This window comes from Psychrobacter sp. GW64-MNA-CIBAN-0177, from assembly GCF_040309585.1.
Lineage (GTDB): Bacteria > Pseudomonadota > Gammaproteobacteria > Pseudomonadales > Moraxellaceae > Psychrobacter > Psychrobacter okhotskensis.
On record NZ_JBEOOY010000024.1, the window covers coordinates 20,289 to 37,577 of the forward strand.

Genomic DNA, 17,289 nt, shown 5'->3' on the forward strand with positions numbered 1-17,289 from the left:
CAGTCTTATTTTTACAGACCAAACGTGTCATCACTTGCTCAAAAAGGAATTTACAATGCAACATCCAATATCAAAAGATGAAATTAACGCTTCTCAAAATAACTTTAAAAACAGAGCAAAAATAAAAACCGCTATTCTATTAATCAGTAGTACGTTTTTAGTATCGCTATCTGCTCATGCGGCTGAGCCAACCACCAATCAATCAACTACCATCAACCCAACATCGATTAATACTAGCGCGATTAACCTAGCGATTATGGCAGATAATCCTACCGTAATATCTGAAACCAAACGTGTTACACGAGCCAAAACCAATACGCTTACCTCCACGATTAACAACGCCAATGCCGATCAAGCCATCTATTCTGAAGATGCCATTCATCATCCTGTCTGGGCAAAGAACGGTATGGTCGCGAGCCAAGAAGCTCTCGCTTCTGATATTGGACTCAAGATTTTAAAAGACGGCGGTAATGCGGTTGATGCTGGGGTCGCGGTTGGCTTTGCCTTAGCAGTGACTTTGCCGCGTGCTGGGAATATCGGTGGCGGTGGTTTTATGATGATTTATGACGCCAAGCAAGGCAAGACCGTGGCGCTTGATTACCGTGAAAAAGCACCAAGTAGCGCCTCACGTGATATGTATCTCGATGAGGAAGGTAATGCTGTCAGTGATTTATCTCGTTATCATGGTCTAGCGGTTGGCGTACCCGGGACAGTAGCAGGATTACTCAAAGCACTAGAAGAACATGGCACGATGAGCCGCGGACAGGTGATGGCACCAGCCATTGCACTGGCTGAAAATGGTATTGAAGTCACCGCAGGCTTGTCTGAATCGCTCACAGCATTGAGTGATCGCATGCAAAAATGGCCAAGTACTAAAAAGGTGTTTTTTAAACCTGATGGCAGCGCCTATCAACCTGGCGAACGCTTAAAGCAACCTGAACTTGCCCGCTCGCTAAAACTGATTGCCGCAAAAGGTGCAGATGGCTTTTATAAAGGTGAAACGGCCAAGAAATTGGTAAAAGCGGTTAATGATGCGGGTGGTCGTATGAGCTTACAGGATTTGGCTAATTATGAAGCCATCGCTCGCGAGCCAGTTAAAGGCGACTATCGTGGTTATGAGATTGTCTCGATGCCGCCACCGTCTTCTGGTGGTATCCATATCGTGCAAATCTTAAATATTTTAGAAGGTTATCCGCTAAAAGAATACGGACAAAACAGCGCGCAAACCATTCACTTAATGGCAGAAGCGATGCAGCTCGCTTATGCGGATCGCGCTGAGTACTTGGGAGATTCTGATTTTATCGACGTACCTACCAGTGGTCTAACCTCTCAGGCTTATGCGGATAAACTGCGTAGCCTAATCGATCCAAACAAAGCCACACCAGCTTCGACGATTAAAGCAAACAATCCCCTACCATATGAGAGCGATCAAACCACGCATTTCTCTGTCGTTGATAAAGACGGCAATGCCATAGCCAATACTTATACGCTAAACTTCTCTTACGGTACAGGTCTTGTCGCTGATGGCACAGGCATTTTATTGAATAATGAAATGGATGATTTTTCTGCCAAACCGGGTGTGCCAAATGGTTATGGCTTATTAGGCGGTGAAGCAAATGCCGTTGAAGCCAATAAACGTCCATTATCGTCTATGAGTCCGACGCTGGTATTCAAAGACAGCAAGCCTTACATCGTTACTGGTAGCCCAGGTGGTAGCCGAATTATCACCACGGTTCTACAAGTCATATCCAACGTCATCGACCATGACATGAATATCGCTGAAGCCACTCACGCACCGCGTATTCATGACCAATGGCTGCCTGATGAGATTCGTATCGAAAAAGCCCTTAATGTCGATACCATTAAAAAACTAGAATCAATGGGACATAAGGTCAGTCCGCAGTCTGCCATGGGCTCAACGCAATCGATTATGCTGACCCCAAATGGCGTGTATGGATCTTCAGATCCACGTATTGTCGATGCGGCAGTCGTTGGGTATTGATTTGATTTTTTTATGATAAATGCGTTTGGCGAAATTGGCTGGGCGACAAACCCGTGAATTGTTTGAACTGACGGCTAAAAGCACTGTGATCGCTGTAGCCGCAGTTCAACGATATCTGAGTCACTGACACCTCATGACGAGCCAATAACTTCACCGCATACTCCAAGCGCAGCTTTTGCACAAACTGTAATGGCGACATATTCAGTACGGCCTTAAAGGTGCGCTCTAGCTGCGATACGCTTAAATTAGCCAAGTCGGCCAATTGGGCGATATTTATTTTTTGATCAAGATGTGCTCGTACAAACTGAGCGACTTCAGCCAAGCGCGCGTGTTTACGTAAAACGCGCTCGTTATCTTCATCAATATCGACCGATATCCCAACCATGGCGACCACTTGTTGGCTCTTATTATAGATAGGCAGTTTATTGGTAATACACCATCCTAACTGACCGGACGCATAACTGTGCAGCTCTAAGTTATCAACGATAGACTTCCCCTCTCGCAATACCTTCATATCTTGCAAAATATAATCCCTACTCTGTCGATGCGAAAACACCTCTTCTGTGGTAAATCCCACGATATCTTCGTGCTGACTCAACTGACAGCGTTTTAACAAGGTTTTGTTTGCCAGCTGATAACGCGCCTGCTCATCTTTCACAAAAAATACCACATTGGTCAAAGTATTCAGCAGCGGTAGTAATAATGAGACATTACCGATAAAAGCCTCACGGCTGTCAGGACGATAGACAGTCATACTCTGCTGCAATGACGTGGTAAGCATAGCAAGCGCGGTATCTTCTATTACATCTGTTATTACATCAGTCATCGCATCTCATCCCTGTCATATCAATTTTACATTCAGCCAAACATCCATAACTCGAAGGCTATGTCACGCTGGCGAACAGCACGCAAGAAAAATTTACCGCAGCAGCACGTAGCTATTAACGTATCGACTTTATTTCGAACTGACTATTTTATTGCCAATTTTTAGGCACAGACCTCTCTAGTGTACACCGAGCCACTATGCAGAAATACGCATTTATCCATGAGAAAACACCAAGACGCTCTCTCTAAAAAAGTCCACTCTATATATAGACCTCAGAAAATAACAACCAACTATTGGCTGTTAACTTAAAACCATTAGGTCTCATGCATAAAAAGCGGAATATAACTTTTTCACGGATGAATTAGGGCGTCAGTCATGTCTTCTATATTATTTAATTTTAAAATTATTGACTCTCATACGGGCGGTGAGCCCACTCGTATGGTCTATGACGGCTTTCCTGAACTCGTCGGCGACACTCTTCAAGATAAGCTGCAATACTTCAAACAAAACTTCGATCATCTACGCAAAAGTATCATCTTAGAGCCACGCGGCAATGATGTTCTTGTCGGTGCGTTACTCTTCCCTGCTACCAATCCTAAAGCCGCAGCGAGCGTTATTTTCTTTAACAATGCTGGTTATTTAGGCATGTGCGGACACGGCACGATTGGCGTTATCGTCTCATTGGCTTATCAACGAAAGATATCGGCAGGCGTGCACTGGCTAGAGACTCCTGTCGGTCTGGTTAAAGCAACCTTACATGATGATGGCAGCTGTAGTGTACAAAACGTCCCTTCTTACCGTTATAAAAAACAAGTTGACGTTCACGTTCCTGAATTAGGGCTTATCCGTGGCGACATCGCTTGGGGTGGCAATTGGTTCTTTTTAGTCAGTGAGCATGGACAAGACATTCAAGCAAATAATGTCGAAAAATTGACTCAAGTAACCATGCAAATTAAGCAAGCATTAATCGCTGCTAATATCACCGGCAAAAACGGCGGCGAGATTGACCACATCGAGTTATTTGCCGATAGCGATGATGACCAAGTCGATAGTAAAAACTTCGTTTTATGTCCAGGTGCTGCTTATGACCGCTCACCCTGTGGCACCGGCACCAGTGCCAAGCTTGCCTGCCTTGCTGCTGACGACCTCTTAGCGCCTGGTCAAATCTGGCGCCAACAAAGTGTTGTTGGCAGTGTATTCACTGGCAGTTATCAATATGCAACTAAGCTCAATAATGCAGCTGGTACGGCCTATCCTGCACAGACCATTATCCCAACGATTCGTGGTCATGCTTATGTTTGTGCTGAGACCACGCTCATTGTGCAAGAATACGATCCTTTTAAATGGGGCATCCCGTCTTAATGAGCTCTCAGCATTATTTATGAAATGACCTGATTTATGAAGTGGCTTAACTTATTAAGTGACCTTATTTATTGATAAACGCGTAAACACTATCAAGAGTGCTTAATCGACGAACGTAAGCGAGAAAAATTATGACTACCTCAAACGTCGACTTGCATATCATTGGTGGCGGCATTATCGGTCTAGCGGCTGCGGTGACATTGCAAGCGCGAGGCGTAAAAGTCGCACTGCTGGACGCCAATGAAGTGGGTCAAGGCGCATCATTAGGTAACGCAGGTCATATCGCTACCGAGCAAGTATTCCCCATTGCTGATGCCAGCATGCTCCGTCATGTACCCGCCATGTTATTGAATCCGACTGGACCGCTGCGCATAGACTGGCGCTATCTGCCGCGTTTGATGCCTTGGGCAATGCAGTTGCTAATGAATATGCGCCCTGAGCCCTTTGAGCGGATTCATCAAGCGTTGTTAAGCTTAAATCAAAACAGCCTCCAAGCGTGGCAAGGCTTTGCTGATCAGTGGCAATTGGGCGATTGGATACAAGTAAAGGGTTCGTTATTAACGGTTGAAAAGCCTAGTAGTCTTGAGCTATTAACAGCACACGGTAAGCGTCTCAATGACATTGATGTGAGCAATGAGCTGCTGAGCAAAGAGGATTTATTAGAGCGTGAGCCTGCCTTACAAGAGAACCAGTTAGCAGCGTTATTTTTCCCAAATACAGGACATATCACCAATTTAAAAGCTGTCATTAATCAGCTTCACAATACCTTTATACAATTGGGCGGTCATGTTATTGAACATTGTCGCGTCCTTGCAGCGACTAATGGTGCAGATGGTGTTCATTTAACCACCAGTCAAGGTGATATGACAGCGTCCAAAGTGATGCTATCAGCAGGCGCCCACTCTAAAGCCTTGGCCAAGCAACTAACAGGCGTCAACATACCTTTAGATACCGAACGTGGTTATCACTTAATGCTACCTCATGAAAGCGCGCGATTACAGATTCCCGTATCGAGTTTGGATCGGCGCTTTGTTATGACACCGATGCAAGAAGGCCTACGTTTGGCGGGTACGGTAGAGTACGCAGGACTTGATGCGCCTGCCAATATGCAGCGTGCGCAAATACTCTTACAACATGCGCAGCCTATGTTAAAAGCGCCGTTAGATGCTAGCGATAGCGTGTCATGGATGGGTTTTCGTCCATCGACCGCAGACTCCTTACCAGTCATCGAAAAAATCGAGCGCGTATTTTTAAGCTTTGGTCATCAGCATTTAGGCTTAACGCAAGCTGTCGTTAGTGCGCAAATGATTGCCGAATACTATTTTGATGAAGACCATACTATCGATCCAAAACCGTATCAACTTACCCGCTTTCAATAAGGTGCTTATCGAACGGTTATGAACCAAGTAAAAATCAACCGATTCATCATTGAATCATTACCCGTTAAATCACCATCAATATCAACACCAATAAGGATAGTCTCATGAACATAAATGGAATTTTAGTCCCAATCGTCACCCCTTTCGACAATAACGGCGACGTTGATGCGCAAAAATTAACGACACTGGTCGAAGCTTTTATCGACAAAGGCGTAGCCGGTATCGTCGCTTGCGGTACCACAGGTGAGTACTATACGTTTTCGGCCGCAGAGCGCGAGCTCGTATTAACCACTATCGCTGCAGCCGCAAAAAATAAAGGCGCTGAAAATAAAATCACTCTGATTGCTGGTATCAACAGCTTATCGACTGACCACTCTATTGAGCTTGCCGCACAAGCCAAAGCCTTAGGTTATGACGGCCTGATGCTGTCTGCCACCCCTTATAGCTTACCTGAGCAAGATGGCATCATCGCTCACTTCGAAAAAGTCGCGGATGCTAGTGAGCTGCCGATTATTATGTACAACTTCCCTGATCGTGTTGGCGTTGCCATTGAATTTGACACTGTTGCTCATCTAGCTAAGCATCCTAACATCGTCGGTGTAAAAGAAAGCAGCGGCGACTTTAGTCATGCGCTACGCATGCTGCAAGCTAATTTTGATGACTTTGATGTGGTTTGTGGCTGTGATGATCAGCCCGTTGATTTCTTCTTTTGGGGTGCAAAAAGCTGGATCGCAGGCGCAGCGAACGTCTTCCCAGCAGAACAAGTCGCATTATTTAACGCCACCCAGCAAGGCGACTGGGATAAGGCCAAGCAAATCATGAGTGAGATTTATCCTGCTATCCATTCTATGGAGTCTGGCAACTACAACCAAAAGGCCAAAGCGGGATGTTTAAAAGGCAGCATGGATGTCGGCTCAGTTCGCGTGCCACTAACTGACATGCCAGAAGACGAAAAAGCAGAGTTTTTAGCCTTACTGTCTAAATAGCACTCAGCTCAGCTTAGTAAAAACAATGTTAAGGATAACCCACGCTAAATTTGATGCCGTATTCAAATCTCGAATCGATGACATCAAACTTAGCAGATAAGGATTAGAAAAATGAGCACCAAACAACAATCTACCAAACAACAAGTATTTGAGAAAGCAAAACAGCAGCAATTATGGGCGGGTCACTTAATAGCAGCGGATGGCTTATCAGACGCTACTTTGGACAATTACACGCCGATTGATAACAGTATTATCGGTCAAATTGCGTCAGGTACTAGCGATGATGTCGATACTGCCGTGCAAGTCGCTCGCGATGCTTTTGAAAACGGTGAATGGCGTCGTCTGGCTCCTGCTGAGCGCAAGGCTATTGTGCAGCGCTGGTGTGCACTCATGCATGAGCACGTCGAGGAGCTGGCAGCATTAGATTTTGTGGATGCGGGCAAGCCGATTACCGAATGCTTAAACACTGACATGCCAGCGACTATTGAAACTTTTGAATGGTATGCCGAGGCCGCTGATAAGGTATTTGGCAAAGTCGCGCCGACAGGTAACGCGGCTTTAGGACTTATCGTGCAAGAGCCCATTGGTGTCGTTGGTGCGGTATTACCTTGGAACTTCCCAGCCCAAATGTACGCTTGGAAAGTCGCCCCTGCTCTCATTATGGGCAACTCCGTTATTGTTAAACCTGCTGAGCTGACCTCTCTATCGGCTTATCGTTTAACCGAGCTTGCCTATGAAGCTGGCGTGCCCAGAGAAGCGCTGCAAATGGTCTGTGGCCTTGGTGAAAATGTCGGTGCCGCACTCGGTCAACATATGGATGTTGACATAGTGTCTTTCACTGGCTCAACTGAGGTCGGACGTCTGTTTTTACAATACTCAGCACAAAGTAATCTAAAAGAAATCGTCTTAGAATGCGGCGGTAAAAGCCCACAAATAGTCTTTGACGATGCTGTACTCGATGACGCTGCCATTAATGATATCCTATCAGCCGCGTTTTGGAATATGAGTGAAAATTGTAGCTGTGGTTCACGTCTGCTAGTACATAGTAGCCAAAAACAAGTGCTACTTGAGCAACTAAAAAACGGTCTAAAAGGTTGGAAGGTCGGCTCACCTTACGATCCTGATACTGCCATTGGTCCGATGATTGAAAAAGCCCATTTTGACAAAGTTTCACATTATTTACAGACTGCTAAAGAGGAAGGTGCAACGATCGTTGCAGGTGGCAACACTCGTGAAGATTTAGGCAGTGGCTGGTATATTGAACCGACTATTTTTGATGATGTTACAGCCGATATGACTTTGTTCAAGGAAGAAGTATTTGGTCCTTTGCTGGCGGTAACGAGTTTTGAGACCGAAGAAGAAGCCATCAAATTAGCCAATGAAACCAACTATGGGCTCGCCGCTTCTTTTTATACACAGAACATCAAGCGCGCTTATCGTGTTGCATCGTCTATTAAAGCGGGCACTGTTTCAATCAACGGTTTTTCAGAAGGTGATATCACGACGCCATTTGGCGGTTATAAACAATCAGGGTTTGGCGGTCGTGACAATGGTTTAGAAGCCTTATCGCAATATGCACAGACCAAGACTATCTGGTTAGTTAATTAACAAGCGTGTTCAGTCAGTACAGTCACCAATTAAAAAAACAGCTTAAATGATTTAAGCCTTTAGTCACATACTTACAGGGAAGTAAGGCCATGGAAGCGATTATTAATACCATCGTCGGCTATATTTGGAGCGATGCGTTAGTTTATTTGGCACTCGGTGTCGGCATTTATTTTACCGTGATGACTCGCGGTGTCCAGTTTCGCTATCTCAAAGAGATGACTAGACTGTTGTTTGATAAGCAAACTTCAACCCAAGGTATTAGCTCTTTCCAAGCCTTTTGTATGGCGTTATCAGGTCGTATTGGGGTTGGTAATATCGCAGGGGTGGCCACCGCTATCGCAGCGGGTGGTCCAGGAGCGGTATTTTGGATGATTGTCATGGGCTTACTTGGCGGTGCGAGTGCTTTTATTGAGTCTACCCTTGCACAGGTTTATAAGCATACGGTCGATGATCAATATCGTGGCGGCTCGCCCTTCTATATCGAACGTGGTCTAAAGATGAAGCCATTCGCTATTCTAGTAGCAGCAGTCACTTGTCTTTCTTATGGTGTTTTGGTGCCGGGCGTGCAAGCCAACACCATTGCCGACTCTTTCAATACCGCCTTTAATATCCCACCCGTCATAACTGGTGCCATCATCGTTGCTCTATTGGCCTTTATTATCTTTGGCGGTGTCAAACGTATCGCCAGTTTTGCTGGCACGGTTGTGCCCTTTATGGCAATTGGCTATATTCTGTTGATGGTTATTGTCTTGGCCTTTAATGCCTCAAACCTACCTGCTATGTTCGCTCTTATTTTCAAAAGTGCGTTTGGTATGGATGCTGTCTTTGGCGGTATTGTTGGTTTAGCAATATCTTGGGGTGTACGTCGTGCTGTATTCTCAAACGTTGCTGGTGCAGGCGAAGCTACTTTCAGCTCCGCTGCTGCAGAAGTCTCTCATCCTGCCAAACAAGGTTTGGTGCAAAGCTTTTCTATCTATGTTGATACGGTTCTCGTCTGTACTGCAACTGCGCTTATGATCTTGTCTACCGGCATGTATAACGTTATTCCTGCCGAAGGCTTGGTCTTAGTCGAAAACATGCCTGGCATTGCAGCTGGAACCGCATTTACTCAAGCCGCAGTATCAACGGTATTTAGTCAATTCGGTAGCGGTTTTGTCGCCATTGCTATCTTCTTATTTGCCTTTACTTGCTTGATTGCCTATTACTATATCGCTGAAACCACCCTAGTTTATTTGGATAGCAAGCTGCGCTATCCAGTACTAAAGCCAATATTAAAAGTAGTATTCTTAATAATCTGCTTCACTGGTAGTATGCAATCAGTCGGTGTTATGTGGGCGCTAGGTGATATTGGTTTCGGCAGTATGTGTTACCTTAACTTCATCGCCATCGTCTTACTTAGTAAAACGGCGTTAAAAGTGTTAAAAGACTACGACGAGCAAATGAAGCTAGGACTCGATCCTGTCTTTGACCCTAGAAAAGCAGGCGTTGAAAACGCAGACTTTTGGATAGCTTATAGTGATAAACATGATAAGCGTTAAATATTAGCTAAATAATCGTAAATCTTTCACCTATCAGAGCCTTCTACATCATTATGATATAGAAGGCTTTTTCCTATAATCAAACCCATTCCCAAAAACCATCCATTCAATTTGATACCCTTGAATCGGTGGCTGTACGTACCAAATAATGCTATTATTAGCAGCTAAATTTAAAATGAATAAATATGGCTATTGACGTCTTATTCACTTCTAATTAACTCTAAAACACCAATTAAATCATTGATAATAATAAATTTATTTTCTTAGCAACCTATTTCCTTTTGATCGTATCAGTAAGAGTCCTCTATGGCATTTGTACACCTTGGCATTCACAGCGAATATTCGATCACCGATTCTATCGTGCGTATAAAGCCGCTTATCAAAGCGGCGGCGGCAGACAACCAACGTGCGCTGGCGTTAACTGATTTATCCAACCTTTATGCCACGGTGAAGTTCTATCGTGCCTGCCTAGGTGCTGGTATCAAACCGATTATCGGTAGCGAAGTCATCATGGAGAATGAGGACACGCGGCTAACCCTGCTAGCGATGGATAACGAGGGTTATCAAAACATTACCCGTATCGTCTCGCTTGGCTTCACTGAAGGACGCGCTGACGCTGCCAATCATGGCGTGCCTGTCATCAAACGCAGCCATATTTTAGAGCATGCCGCAGGCGTCATTGTCTTATTTACCGAAAAGTCAGATGTGGGTCAAGCGCTAGTCGGCTCTATGCCAGAAAAAGCTGATGAGCTGCTGACAGAATGGCAAGCACAGTTTGATGATCGCTTATACTTTGCCATCAAGCGTACCAATCGTTCAGGGGAAGACACCTTTATTCAGGCTGCTATCCACTCAGGTGCCAAATACAATATTCCTATTATTGCTCATAACGACGTACGCTTCTTAGAGCAAGACGATTTTGACGCCCATGAAGCACGCGTCTGTATCGCAGGCTCCTACGTGCTCGCTGACCAAAATCGTCCGCAAACCTATTCAGATGAGCAATATCTTAAAACCCAAGCACAGATGGAGCAGTTGTTTGATGATATTTCACAGGTAATTGATAATACTTTGCGTTTAGCAACCCGCTGTAATGTAACCTTGACCCTTGGTATTAACGTCCTGCCCGATTTTCCTGTCCCTGAAGGCGAAACGATTGAATCGTTTTTTCGCGCAGAGTCAATACGGGGCCTTAACAATCGATTAGATAAGCTATTTCCCGTTGAAGCACGTACTGATAACTGGAGCGATTTTCGCCAAAAGTATGATGAACGCTTAGAATATGAGCTGGAAGTTATCTTATCCATGGGCTTTCCCGGTTACTTCTTAATCGTCATGGACTTTATCCGCTGGGCAAAAGCCAATGGCGTACCCGTTGGACCCGGTCGTGGTTCTGGTGCAGGATCCTTGGTCGCTTATGCGTTAAACATTACCGACCTCGACCCTATCCATTACGACCTACTATTTGAGCGCTTCTTAAATCCTGAGCGTGTCTCCATGCCCGATTTCGATATTGACTTTTGTATTGAAGGTCGTGACCGTGTTATTGATTATGTGGCGCAAACTTATGGGCGTGAAGCGGTCTCGCAAATTATAACCTTTGGTACCATGGCGGCAAAAGCAGTGGTACGAGATGTGGCGCGGGTACAAAGTAAATCGTACTTTCTTGCCAGCAAATTGTCTAAATTAATTCCAAAGACCCCCGGTATTACGCTCAGCCAAGCGCTCGAGCAAGAGCCACAGCTTAAAGACTTAATCTCCAATCCTGACAATATGGATTATGAAGATGCTATCGAAATTTGGGAGATGGCAATCAAGCTTGAAGGTGTCTGCCGAAACGTTGGTAAACATGCCGGTGGCGTACTAATTGCCCCGCATAAAATCACTGACTTTAGCGCCATTTATTGTGATGACGATGGTCACCGTGTCAGTCAGTTTGATAAAGATGATGTCGAAGCGGTTGGTCTGGTAAAGTTCGACTTTTTGGGTCTACGTAACTTAACCGTCATTAACGCTGCGGTAGAAAACATCAACTTGCGTCGTGCGAAAGAAGGCAAAGAAGCGTTGGTGTTAGAAGACTTGCCATTAGATGACAAAAAAGCCTACAAGCTATTGCAAGATGCCAAGACTACTGCCGTCTTTCAGCTTGAAAGTATGGGTATGAAAAAGTATTTGGCGAAATTACAACCGACTAATATCGAAGATGTGATCGCCATGTGTGCGCTCTATCGTCCGGGTCCGCTCGATGCTGGCATGGTAGAGATGTATATTGATCGTAAACACGGTCGCGAGGAAGTCATCTATGACCATCCAAACCTTGAGCCAATATTAGAAAACACCAACGGCGTTATTGTCTATCAAGAACAGGTCATGCAGATCTCGCAGGTCATGGCAGGATATAGCTTGGGTGGTGCGGACATGTTACGCCGTGCGATGGGTAAAAAGAAACCCGAAGAGATGGCCAAACAGCGCGATATCTTTGTCACTGGTGCCACGGCGCAAGGTATCGATGAAGTGACCTCAGGTGGTGTCTTTGACCTGATGGAAAAGTTCGCTGGTTACGGTTTTAACCGCTCGCATTCTGCCGCATATGGCGTGCTTGCTTATCAGACCGCTTATCTCAAGCAATACTACCCTGCCGAATTTATGGCAGCGGTATTGACATCAGATATGAACAACACCGACAACGTGGTGTTCTTTATCAATGATTGCCGTGAAAACTTTGAGTTAACTGTGGTCAATCCATCGGTGAATCGTAGTGAATGGCATTTCGTCGCCGATACCCCGACCAATATCATTTATGGCTTGGGTGCGATTAAAGGCGTTGGCGAAGGTGCCGTTGAGTCTATCGTTGATGCGCGCCGCCGTGAAGGTCCGTTTAAAGATTTATATGACTTCTGCCGCCGCGTCGATATCAAAAAAGTCAATAAACGTACGCTTGAGGCCTTAGTGAGTGCTGGGTGTTTTGATGACTTTGCGGCGACCCTACGTCCTGACTTGCCAGCCGATGAAGCTTACGAGATTCGTGGCGCGCTTATGAGTCAATTGCCAAGCGCCGTACAAGCCGCTGAACAAGACCGTCAGAACCGTGAAATCGGCATGATGGACTTATTTGGTGAAATGGACGGTGTCGTTGCTGCACCGCCATTGGTCATGACCTCAGAATTAATTTGGGGTGATAAGCACCGTTTAAAAGCGGAGAAAAACACCTTAGGTTTGTATTTAACCGGCCATCCAATCAATGAGTATTTGGATGAGATCAAACGCTATACCTCAGGCGCACGTCTCGATAAGCTAACGGACACTGGTTACAACGGTAGCTGCTATTTTGCAGGCTTAATTATCGATATCGCTAACTTTGGTAATCGTAATGTAATTATCTTAGATGATGGAACCTCACGCCTTGAAGTTAGCTGCTATGCTGAACGTTTTAACCGTGTCAAAGAACAGTTGAAGGTGGATGAAGTGGTCATCATCAAAGGCAGTATTCGTGAGCGTGACGGTCGTCTGTTTGCTCGTCTTGATAATGCCATGAGTATGGTTGATGCACGCTTGCGATGGCTGAAAAAAATCAGTATTAAAGTCCACGGCAGTGACATTAACCTACTGACACGTTTGCAGCCACTACTCAAATCGGCACAAGCTGACATTATCCCAAAACCGCGCTTGTCCTTTAATGACGAGCAGGACGAGCAAGGTAATAGCAACAATAACGTTTATGACCCTGCCATGGGTGGCAGCTTGTATGACGAAGACGGTAATGATTTGTTGGCATTAGAAAGTGATATGAGTCAAAGCGCTTCTAATCAAAGTTATGCCAATAATGCTCTGAGCAATACCGACGCCTCAATCAACGATAACTGCCTGCCGCTGGGACTTAGCATTTACGAAGAGTTCGGTATTGCTAATGTAGGGCTCTCCGAACATTGGCGCGTCTACCCTAACGATGATAATTTGCAGCAGTTGAAGAACATGCTTAGCGAAGATAATTTACATTTTCATTATAGCTAGGGCGTGTCCTCATTTAAAAAATGGTCATAAAAATGAGATAAATTGCAGGCAAGTGAGGAAAATAGCGGAAATAATATCGGGATATTAATCAGCTATTTGACGATGTTTGGCAAAATTTAGCCATTTTTAGCCCATTTAGATACAATCGCTTGAATTGAGGGCACGCCCTAAACTGTTTATTGTGGTTATTCGAACTGCACTAATTTTACGATATTGGACATACCCTTATGACTGAAAATTTTAATAACAATCCTATCAATGCTGCTTCTGATGAAGAAATTATCAATCACGAACAATTTGAAGACATGCGTGACTTGCTAGAAGAAGACTTTGCCGACTTGATACAAGTTTATATTGCTGATAGTTACCAGCGCCTCACAAAGTTACGAGCTGCCCAACAAAAAAATGATAATGCCAATGGTTTCGAAGTTGCTCATGCGCTAAAAGGGGCTTGCGCCAACTTGGGTACGACCCAGTTGATGAACCTGAGCAGCCAATTACAAGAGCGCTGCCGTGAGCGCCGTATCGGTGAGCAAGCGGCACTGATTGAAGATATCGCCGTCGCCTTACAACGTGCTGAACAGGCAATCAATCAACGCTTGGGGCAATCATGAGTAGTGTGAATGACTATCTTTCTTGCCTACAAGTCGTCATGGTTAATACCACTTTGCCTGCCAATATCGGCTCAGCGGCACGCGCCATGCATACCATGGGTTTGTCGCGTTTAACTGTCATCGATCCCAAGCTACCAATCGATGACACCAGCGTCTCTCATGCTGCTGGTGGCAGTGACGTATTATCATCAGCCTTGATATCGCCAAGCCTAGAGTCTGCTATTGGAGATTGCCAGCTCGTATTTGCGGCCAGCAGTCGCAGCCGTCATTTGCCGCGCCCTGTGGTGACACCCACGCAAGCTGCCAAAATCATGTTTGATTTTATCGATAAGCAAACTGCTCTCGATGTAGCCGATAATAATGAAAGCATTAAATTGAGTGAAAATGCTCAATCTACAAATAAGCCAAATATTGCTATCTTATTTGGGCGTGAAGACCGCGGATTGACCAATGAAGAATTGGCTTACGCTGATTATCATATTCAAATTGATGCCAATCCGGCTTATCCTGTGCTCAACGTTGCCTCTGCCGTGCAAGTGATTGCCAGCTTTATCTTTGCTTATGCACAAACTCATGCCCAAACGACTACCAACAGCCTAGATAATGATAAAGATGCAACGGTTCAGCCAACATTAGACGTTCATCTACGGCAACAATGGGATGAACCCGCCATTAGCCAACAGCAATTACAGCAGCTGACTCAGCGCACGACTGAATTGATGGTTCAACGCGGACTGGCCGATAGTGAAAACCTAAAGTCTTTACCGTCACGCCTATCACGACTGGGCTCACGCTTACAGCTTGATCAAAAAGAATATCAGCTATTAAGCGCTTTAATTGCTAAGCTTGCAAAAGATTAAAGCTTCTAATGCGCAATGTTTAGGGCGTTGAGTTTTTGGCATTGGCAACAGTAGTGTTAGTGTATTGCAAATCAGATGGTTTAATAATAAAAAGGAGTTAACAGTGAACTGGACTGTTTATTTATCTGGAGAGATACACAGCGACTGGCGGCAGAAAATTATGCAAGGTGCGAAGGATTATGGTCTTGCTATTACCTTTACCTCCGCCGTGACTGAACACGAAGCCAGCGACGCGGCTGGTGATGTGTTGGGTAAAAATGACAATGGATTCTGGCGCGACCATCAGTCATCAAAGGTGAATGCGATTCGTACCAAAAATATGATTCAAAAATGTGATATTGCCATAATTCGCTTTGGTGATAAATACAAACAATGGAACGCCGCCTTTGACGCGGGCTACTGCGCCGCTTTGGGCAAACCTTATATCACGCTACATGCTGAAGATATTATTCATCCGCTAAAAGAAGTGGATGCGGCTGCAATGGCATGGGCGCAAACGCCTGAACAGGTTGTCGAACTGCTAAAATATGTTACCAGTGACAGCTAAGTAACCTGTGCAAGTCGCCTATGTAAGTCACCTATGATTGTCTATAGAAAAATCGCCACTGCTTGGTGTTTATCTATAAACAATCTGTTTTAATTTATTATTCATCGCTATATTTTGTACTGCGAAACTGCTATAACTAAAGAGATTGTCATCAAAAATACGATAGGACGCTTTATGTCATTGCCAGCCAAATTGTTCAAATCGCTTACCAGCATCAAAAAAGATCTAAAAGAAGATATCGATGCGGTATTCACCCGCGATCCTGCAGCGCGTAATAGCTTGGAAGTCATCCTAACCTATCCTGGCATCCACGCGCTTATTTTGCATCGCGGGGCACATTATCTGTGGCAACATGAGCAAAAGCTCGCTGCTCGCGTTATTTCTTACGGTTCGCGTATCATCACAGGCATTGAAATTCATCCGGCTGCCAAAATTGGTAAGCGATTCTTTATCGATCATGGGGTTGGCGTGGTCATTGGTGAAACAGCAGAAATTGGTAATGACGTCACGCTTTATCATGGCGTCACCCTCGGCGGCGTCTCGCAAAATAATGGCAAGCGTCACCCAACCTTAGAAGATGGGGTGACAGTCGGGGCTGGTGCAAAAGTATTGGGCCCATTTACTGTGGGTAAGAATGCCAAAATCGGCTCAAATGCTGTGGTTGTCAAACCCGTCCCAGCAAATGCCACCATGGTCGGTAGTGCGGCTCGCATGATTTCGGACTATCATGATGAAAAAGGCAATCCCATCGCGACCAAAGTCCAAGATGCCAAACAGCAAGAAAAAGTCGCGCAAGCTGGCAGTACTGACAAAGATAAAGTAAAAGACACAGTATCGAATACCAAACGAACCACCACCTTTCAAGCCTACGGTATTGACCCTTTCTCTCAAGACCCTGTCGCAGAAGCCTTTGCTAAAATGCTTGAACATATCCAGCAATCAGAAAACCGCCTAGATCAATTGCAAAGTGCGATGTGCAAAATCGATCCTAATTTTTGCAAAAAGGAATACGACAAGCTGTGCTTAGAGGATTTAGATGTGATTGGTCGGTCTGATATGGATGCAGCAGGCGCTGAGCAAAAGTAAGCTGCTAGCTATCTTAGATACTAAATAGAAAGAGGCCAAACAGCCTCTTTTTTTTATGCTTAGATTAACACATGAAGTGCAATACCAAATGCAAGGTGAAAAAAAGACCTAGATGCGCTAGCATCAAAGTTTTTATCCACCGACCAAAGTGAGATTGCAACCATGAACTATACACATCTAAGCCTAGGGGAACGATACCAGATTTATGTCCTTAAAGGGGCAAAACATAGTATTAATTTTATAGCGAGGGCGTTAAACAGAAGTCCCAGTACCATATCAAGAGAGCTTAGACGCAATAAAAGCCTACGAGGTTACCGAGCAAAGCATGCTAATAACAAGGCTTGTGACAGACGGGCTAACAACGCCATAACTATTGTGGCTGACATCTGGGCATGGGTCACAGACAAGCTTAAAGAGAACTGGAGTCCCCAGCAAATAGCAGGTGTTCATGGTGGACTCAGTCATATGAG

At 44.9% G+C, this 17,289-nt stretch carries 13 protein-coding genes; 12 read left to right on the forward strand and 1 reads right to left on the reverse strand.

Annotated features, from left to right (window positions below; translation table 11 throughout):
• The first annotated feature begins 55 nt into the window (after positions 1 to 55).
• The gene (gene ggt, locus AAEY79_RS12320) at positions 56 to 2,002 is read left to right on the forward strand and encodes a gamma-glutamyltransferase (RefSeq protein WP_227687583.1); all 1,947 of its coding nucleotides are present in this window, start codon (positions 56 to 58) and stop codon (positions 2,000 to 2,002) included.
• 10 nt (positions 2,003 to 2,012) lie between these two features.
• Here ggt and AAEY79_RS12325 read toward each other — a convergent pair whose 3' ends face one another.
• Entirely contained in the window at positions 2,013 to 2,828 is an 816-nt protein-coding gene (locus AAEY79_RS12325) for an AraC family transcriptional regulator (RefSeq protein ID WP_227687582.1), read from the reverse strand.
• 375 nt (positions 2,829 to 3,203) lie between these two features.
• Between AAEY79_RS12325 and AAEY79_RS12330 the strand changes: the two genes are divergently transcribed.
• The 11 genes from AAEY79_RS12330 to AAEY79_RS12380 all read left to right on the forward strand — a co-directional run.
• Positions 3,204 to 4,190 (forward strand): proline racemase family protein, encoded by a 987-nt coding sequence (locus AAEY79_RS12330; RefSeq protein ID WP_201567236.1) that lies wholly within the window; start codon positions 3,204 to 3,206, stop codon positions 4,188 to 4,190.
• Positions 4,191 to 4,321: 131 nt separating this feature from the next.
• Complete coding sequence (locus AAEY79_RS12335) at positions 4,322 to 5,569, forward strand: FAD-dependent oxidoreductase (protein ID WP_352288539.1); 1,248 nt, start codon at positions 4,322 to 4,324, stop codon at positions 5,567 to 5,569.
• A gap of 104 nt (positions 5,570 to 5,673) precedes the next feature.
• Positions 5,674 to 6,555 (forward strand): 4-hydroxy-tetrahydrodipicolinate synthase, encoded by an 882-nt coding sequence (dapA, locus tag AAEY79_RS12340; RefSeq protein ID WP_352288541.1) that lies wholly within the window; start codon positions 5,674 to 5,676, stop codon positions 6,553 to 6,555.
• Between the two features lie 111 nt (positions 6,556 to 6,666).
• Positions 6,667 to 8,163, forward strand: coding sequence for an aldehyde dehydrogenase (locus AAEY79_RS12345; RefSeq protein WP_352288544.1), 1,497 nt, complete (start codon positions 6,667 to 6,669; stop codon positions 8,161 to 8,163).
• A gap of 89 nt (positions 8,164 to 8,252) precedes the next feature.
• Positions 8,253 to 9,701 (forward strand): alanine/glycine:cation symporter family protein, encoded by a 1,449-nt coding sequence (locus AAEY79_RS12350; protein ID WP_352288547.1) that lies wholly within the window; start codon positions 8,253 to 8,255, stop codon positions 9,699 to 9,701.
• A 306-nt stretch (positions 9,702 to 10,007) separates the two neighbouring features.
• Positions 10,008 to 13,712, forward strand: a complete 3,705-nt coding sequence (gene dnaE, locus AAEY79_RS12355) for a DNA polymerase III subunit alpha (RefSeq protein ID WP_025651021.1) — start codon at positions 10,008 to 10,010, stop codon at positions 13,710 to 13,712.
• Positions 13,713 to 13,939: 227 nt separating this feature from the next.
• Positions 13,940 to 14,326, forward strand: coding sequence for an Hpt domain-containing protein (locus AAEY79_RS12360; RefSeq protein ID WP_025651023.1), 387 nt, complete (start codon positions 13,940 to 13,942; stop codon positions 14,324 to 14,326).
• On the forward strand, positions 14,323 to 15,186 hold the full coding sequence (locus tag AAEY79_RS12365; RefSeq protein WP_037025985.1) for an RNA methyltransferase: 864 nt from the start codon (positions 14,323 to 14,325) through the stop codon (positions 15,184 to 15,186). The genes AAEY79_RS12360 and AAEY79_RS12365 overlap by 4 nt, the downstream gene beginning before the upstream one ends.
• A gap of 103 nt (positions 15,187 to 15,289) precedes the next feature.
• Positions 15,290 to 15,733, forward strand: coding sequence for a YtoQ family protein (locus tag AAEY79_RS12370; protein ID WP_025651025.1), 444 nt, complete (start codon positions 15,290 to 15,292; stop codon positions 15,731 to 15,733).
• Positions 15,734 to 15,946: 213 nt separating this feature from the next.
• Positions 15,947 to 16,819 carry a serine O-acetyltransferase gene (gene cysE, locus AAEY79_RS12375; RefSeq protein WP_374190010.1) on the forward strand — a complete coding sequence of 291 codons (873 nt, stop codon included), beginning with the start codon at positions 15,947 to 15,949 and terminating at the stop codon, positions 16,817 to 16,819.
• Between the two features lie 162 nt (positions 16,820 to 16,981).
• On the forward strand, positions 16,982 to 17,289 hold a 308-nt coding region (locus AAEY79_RS12380; protein WP_350541783.1), incomplete at its 3' end, for a helix-turn-helix domain-containing protein.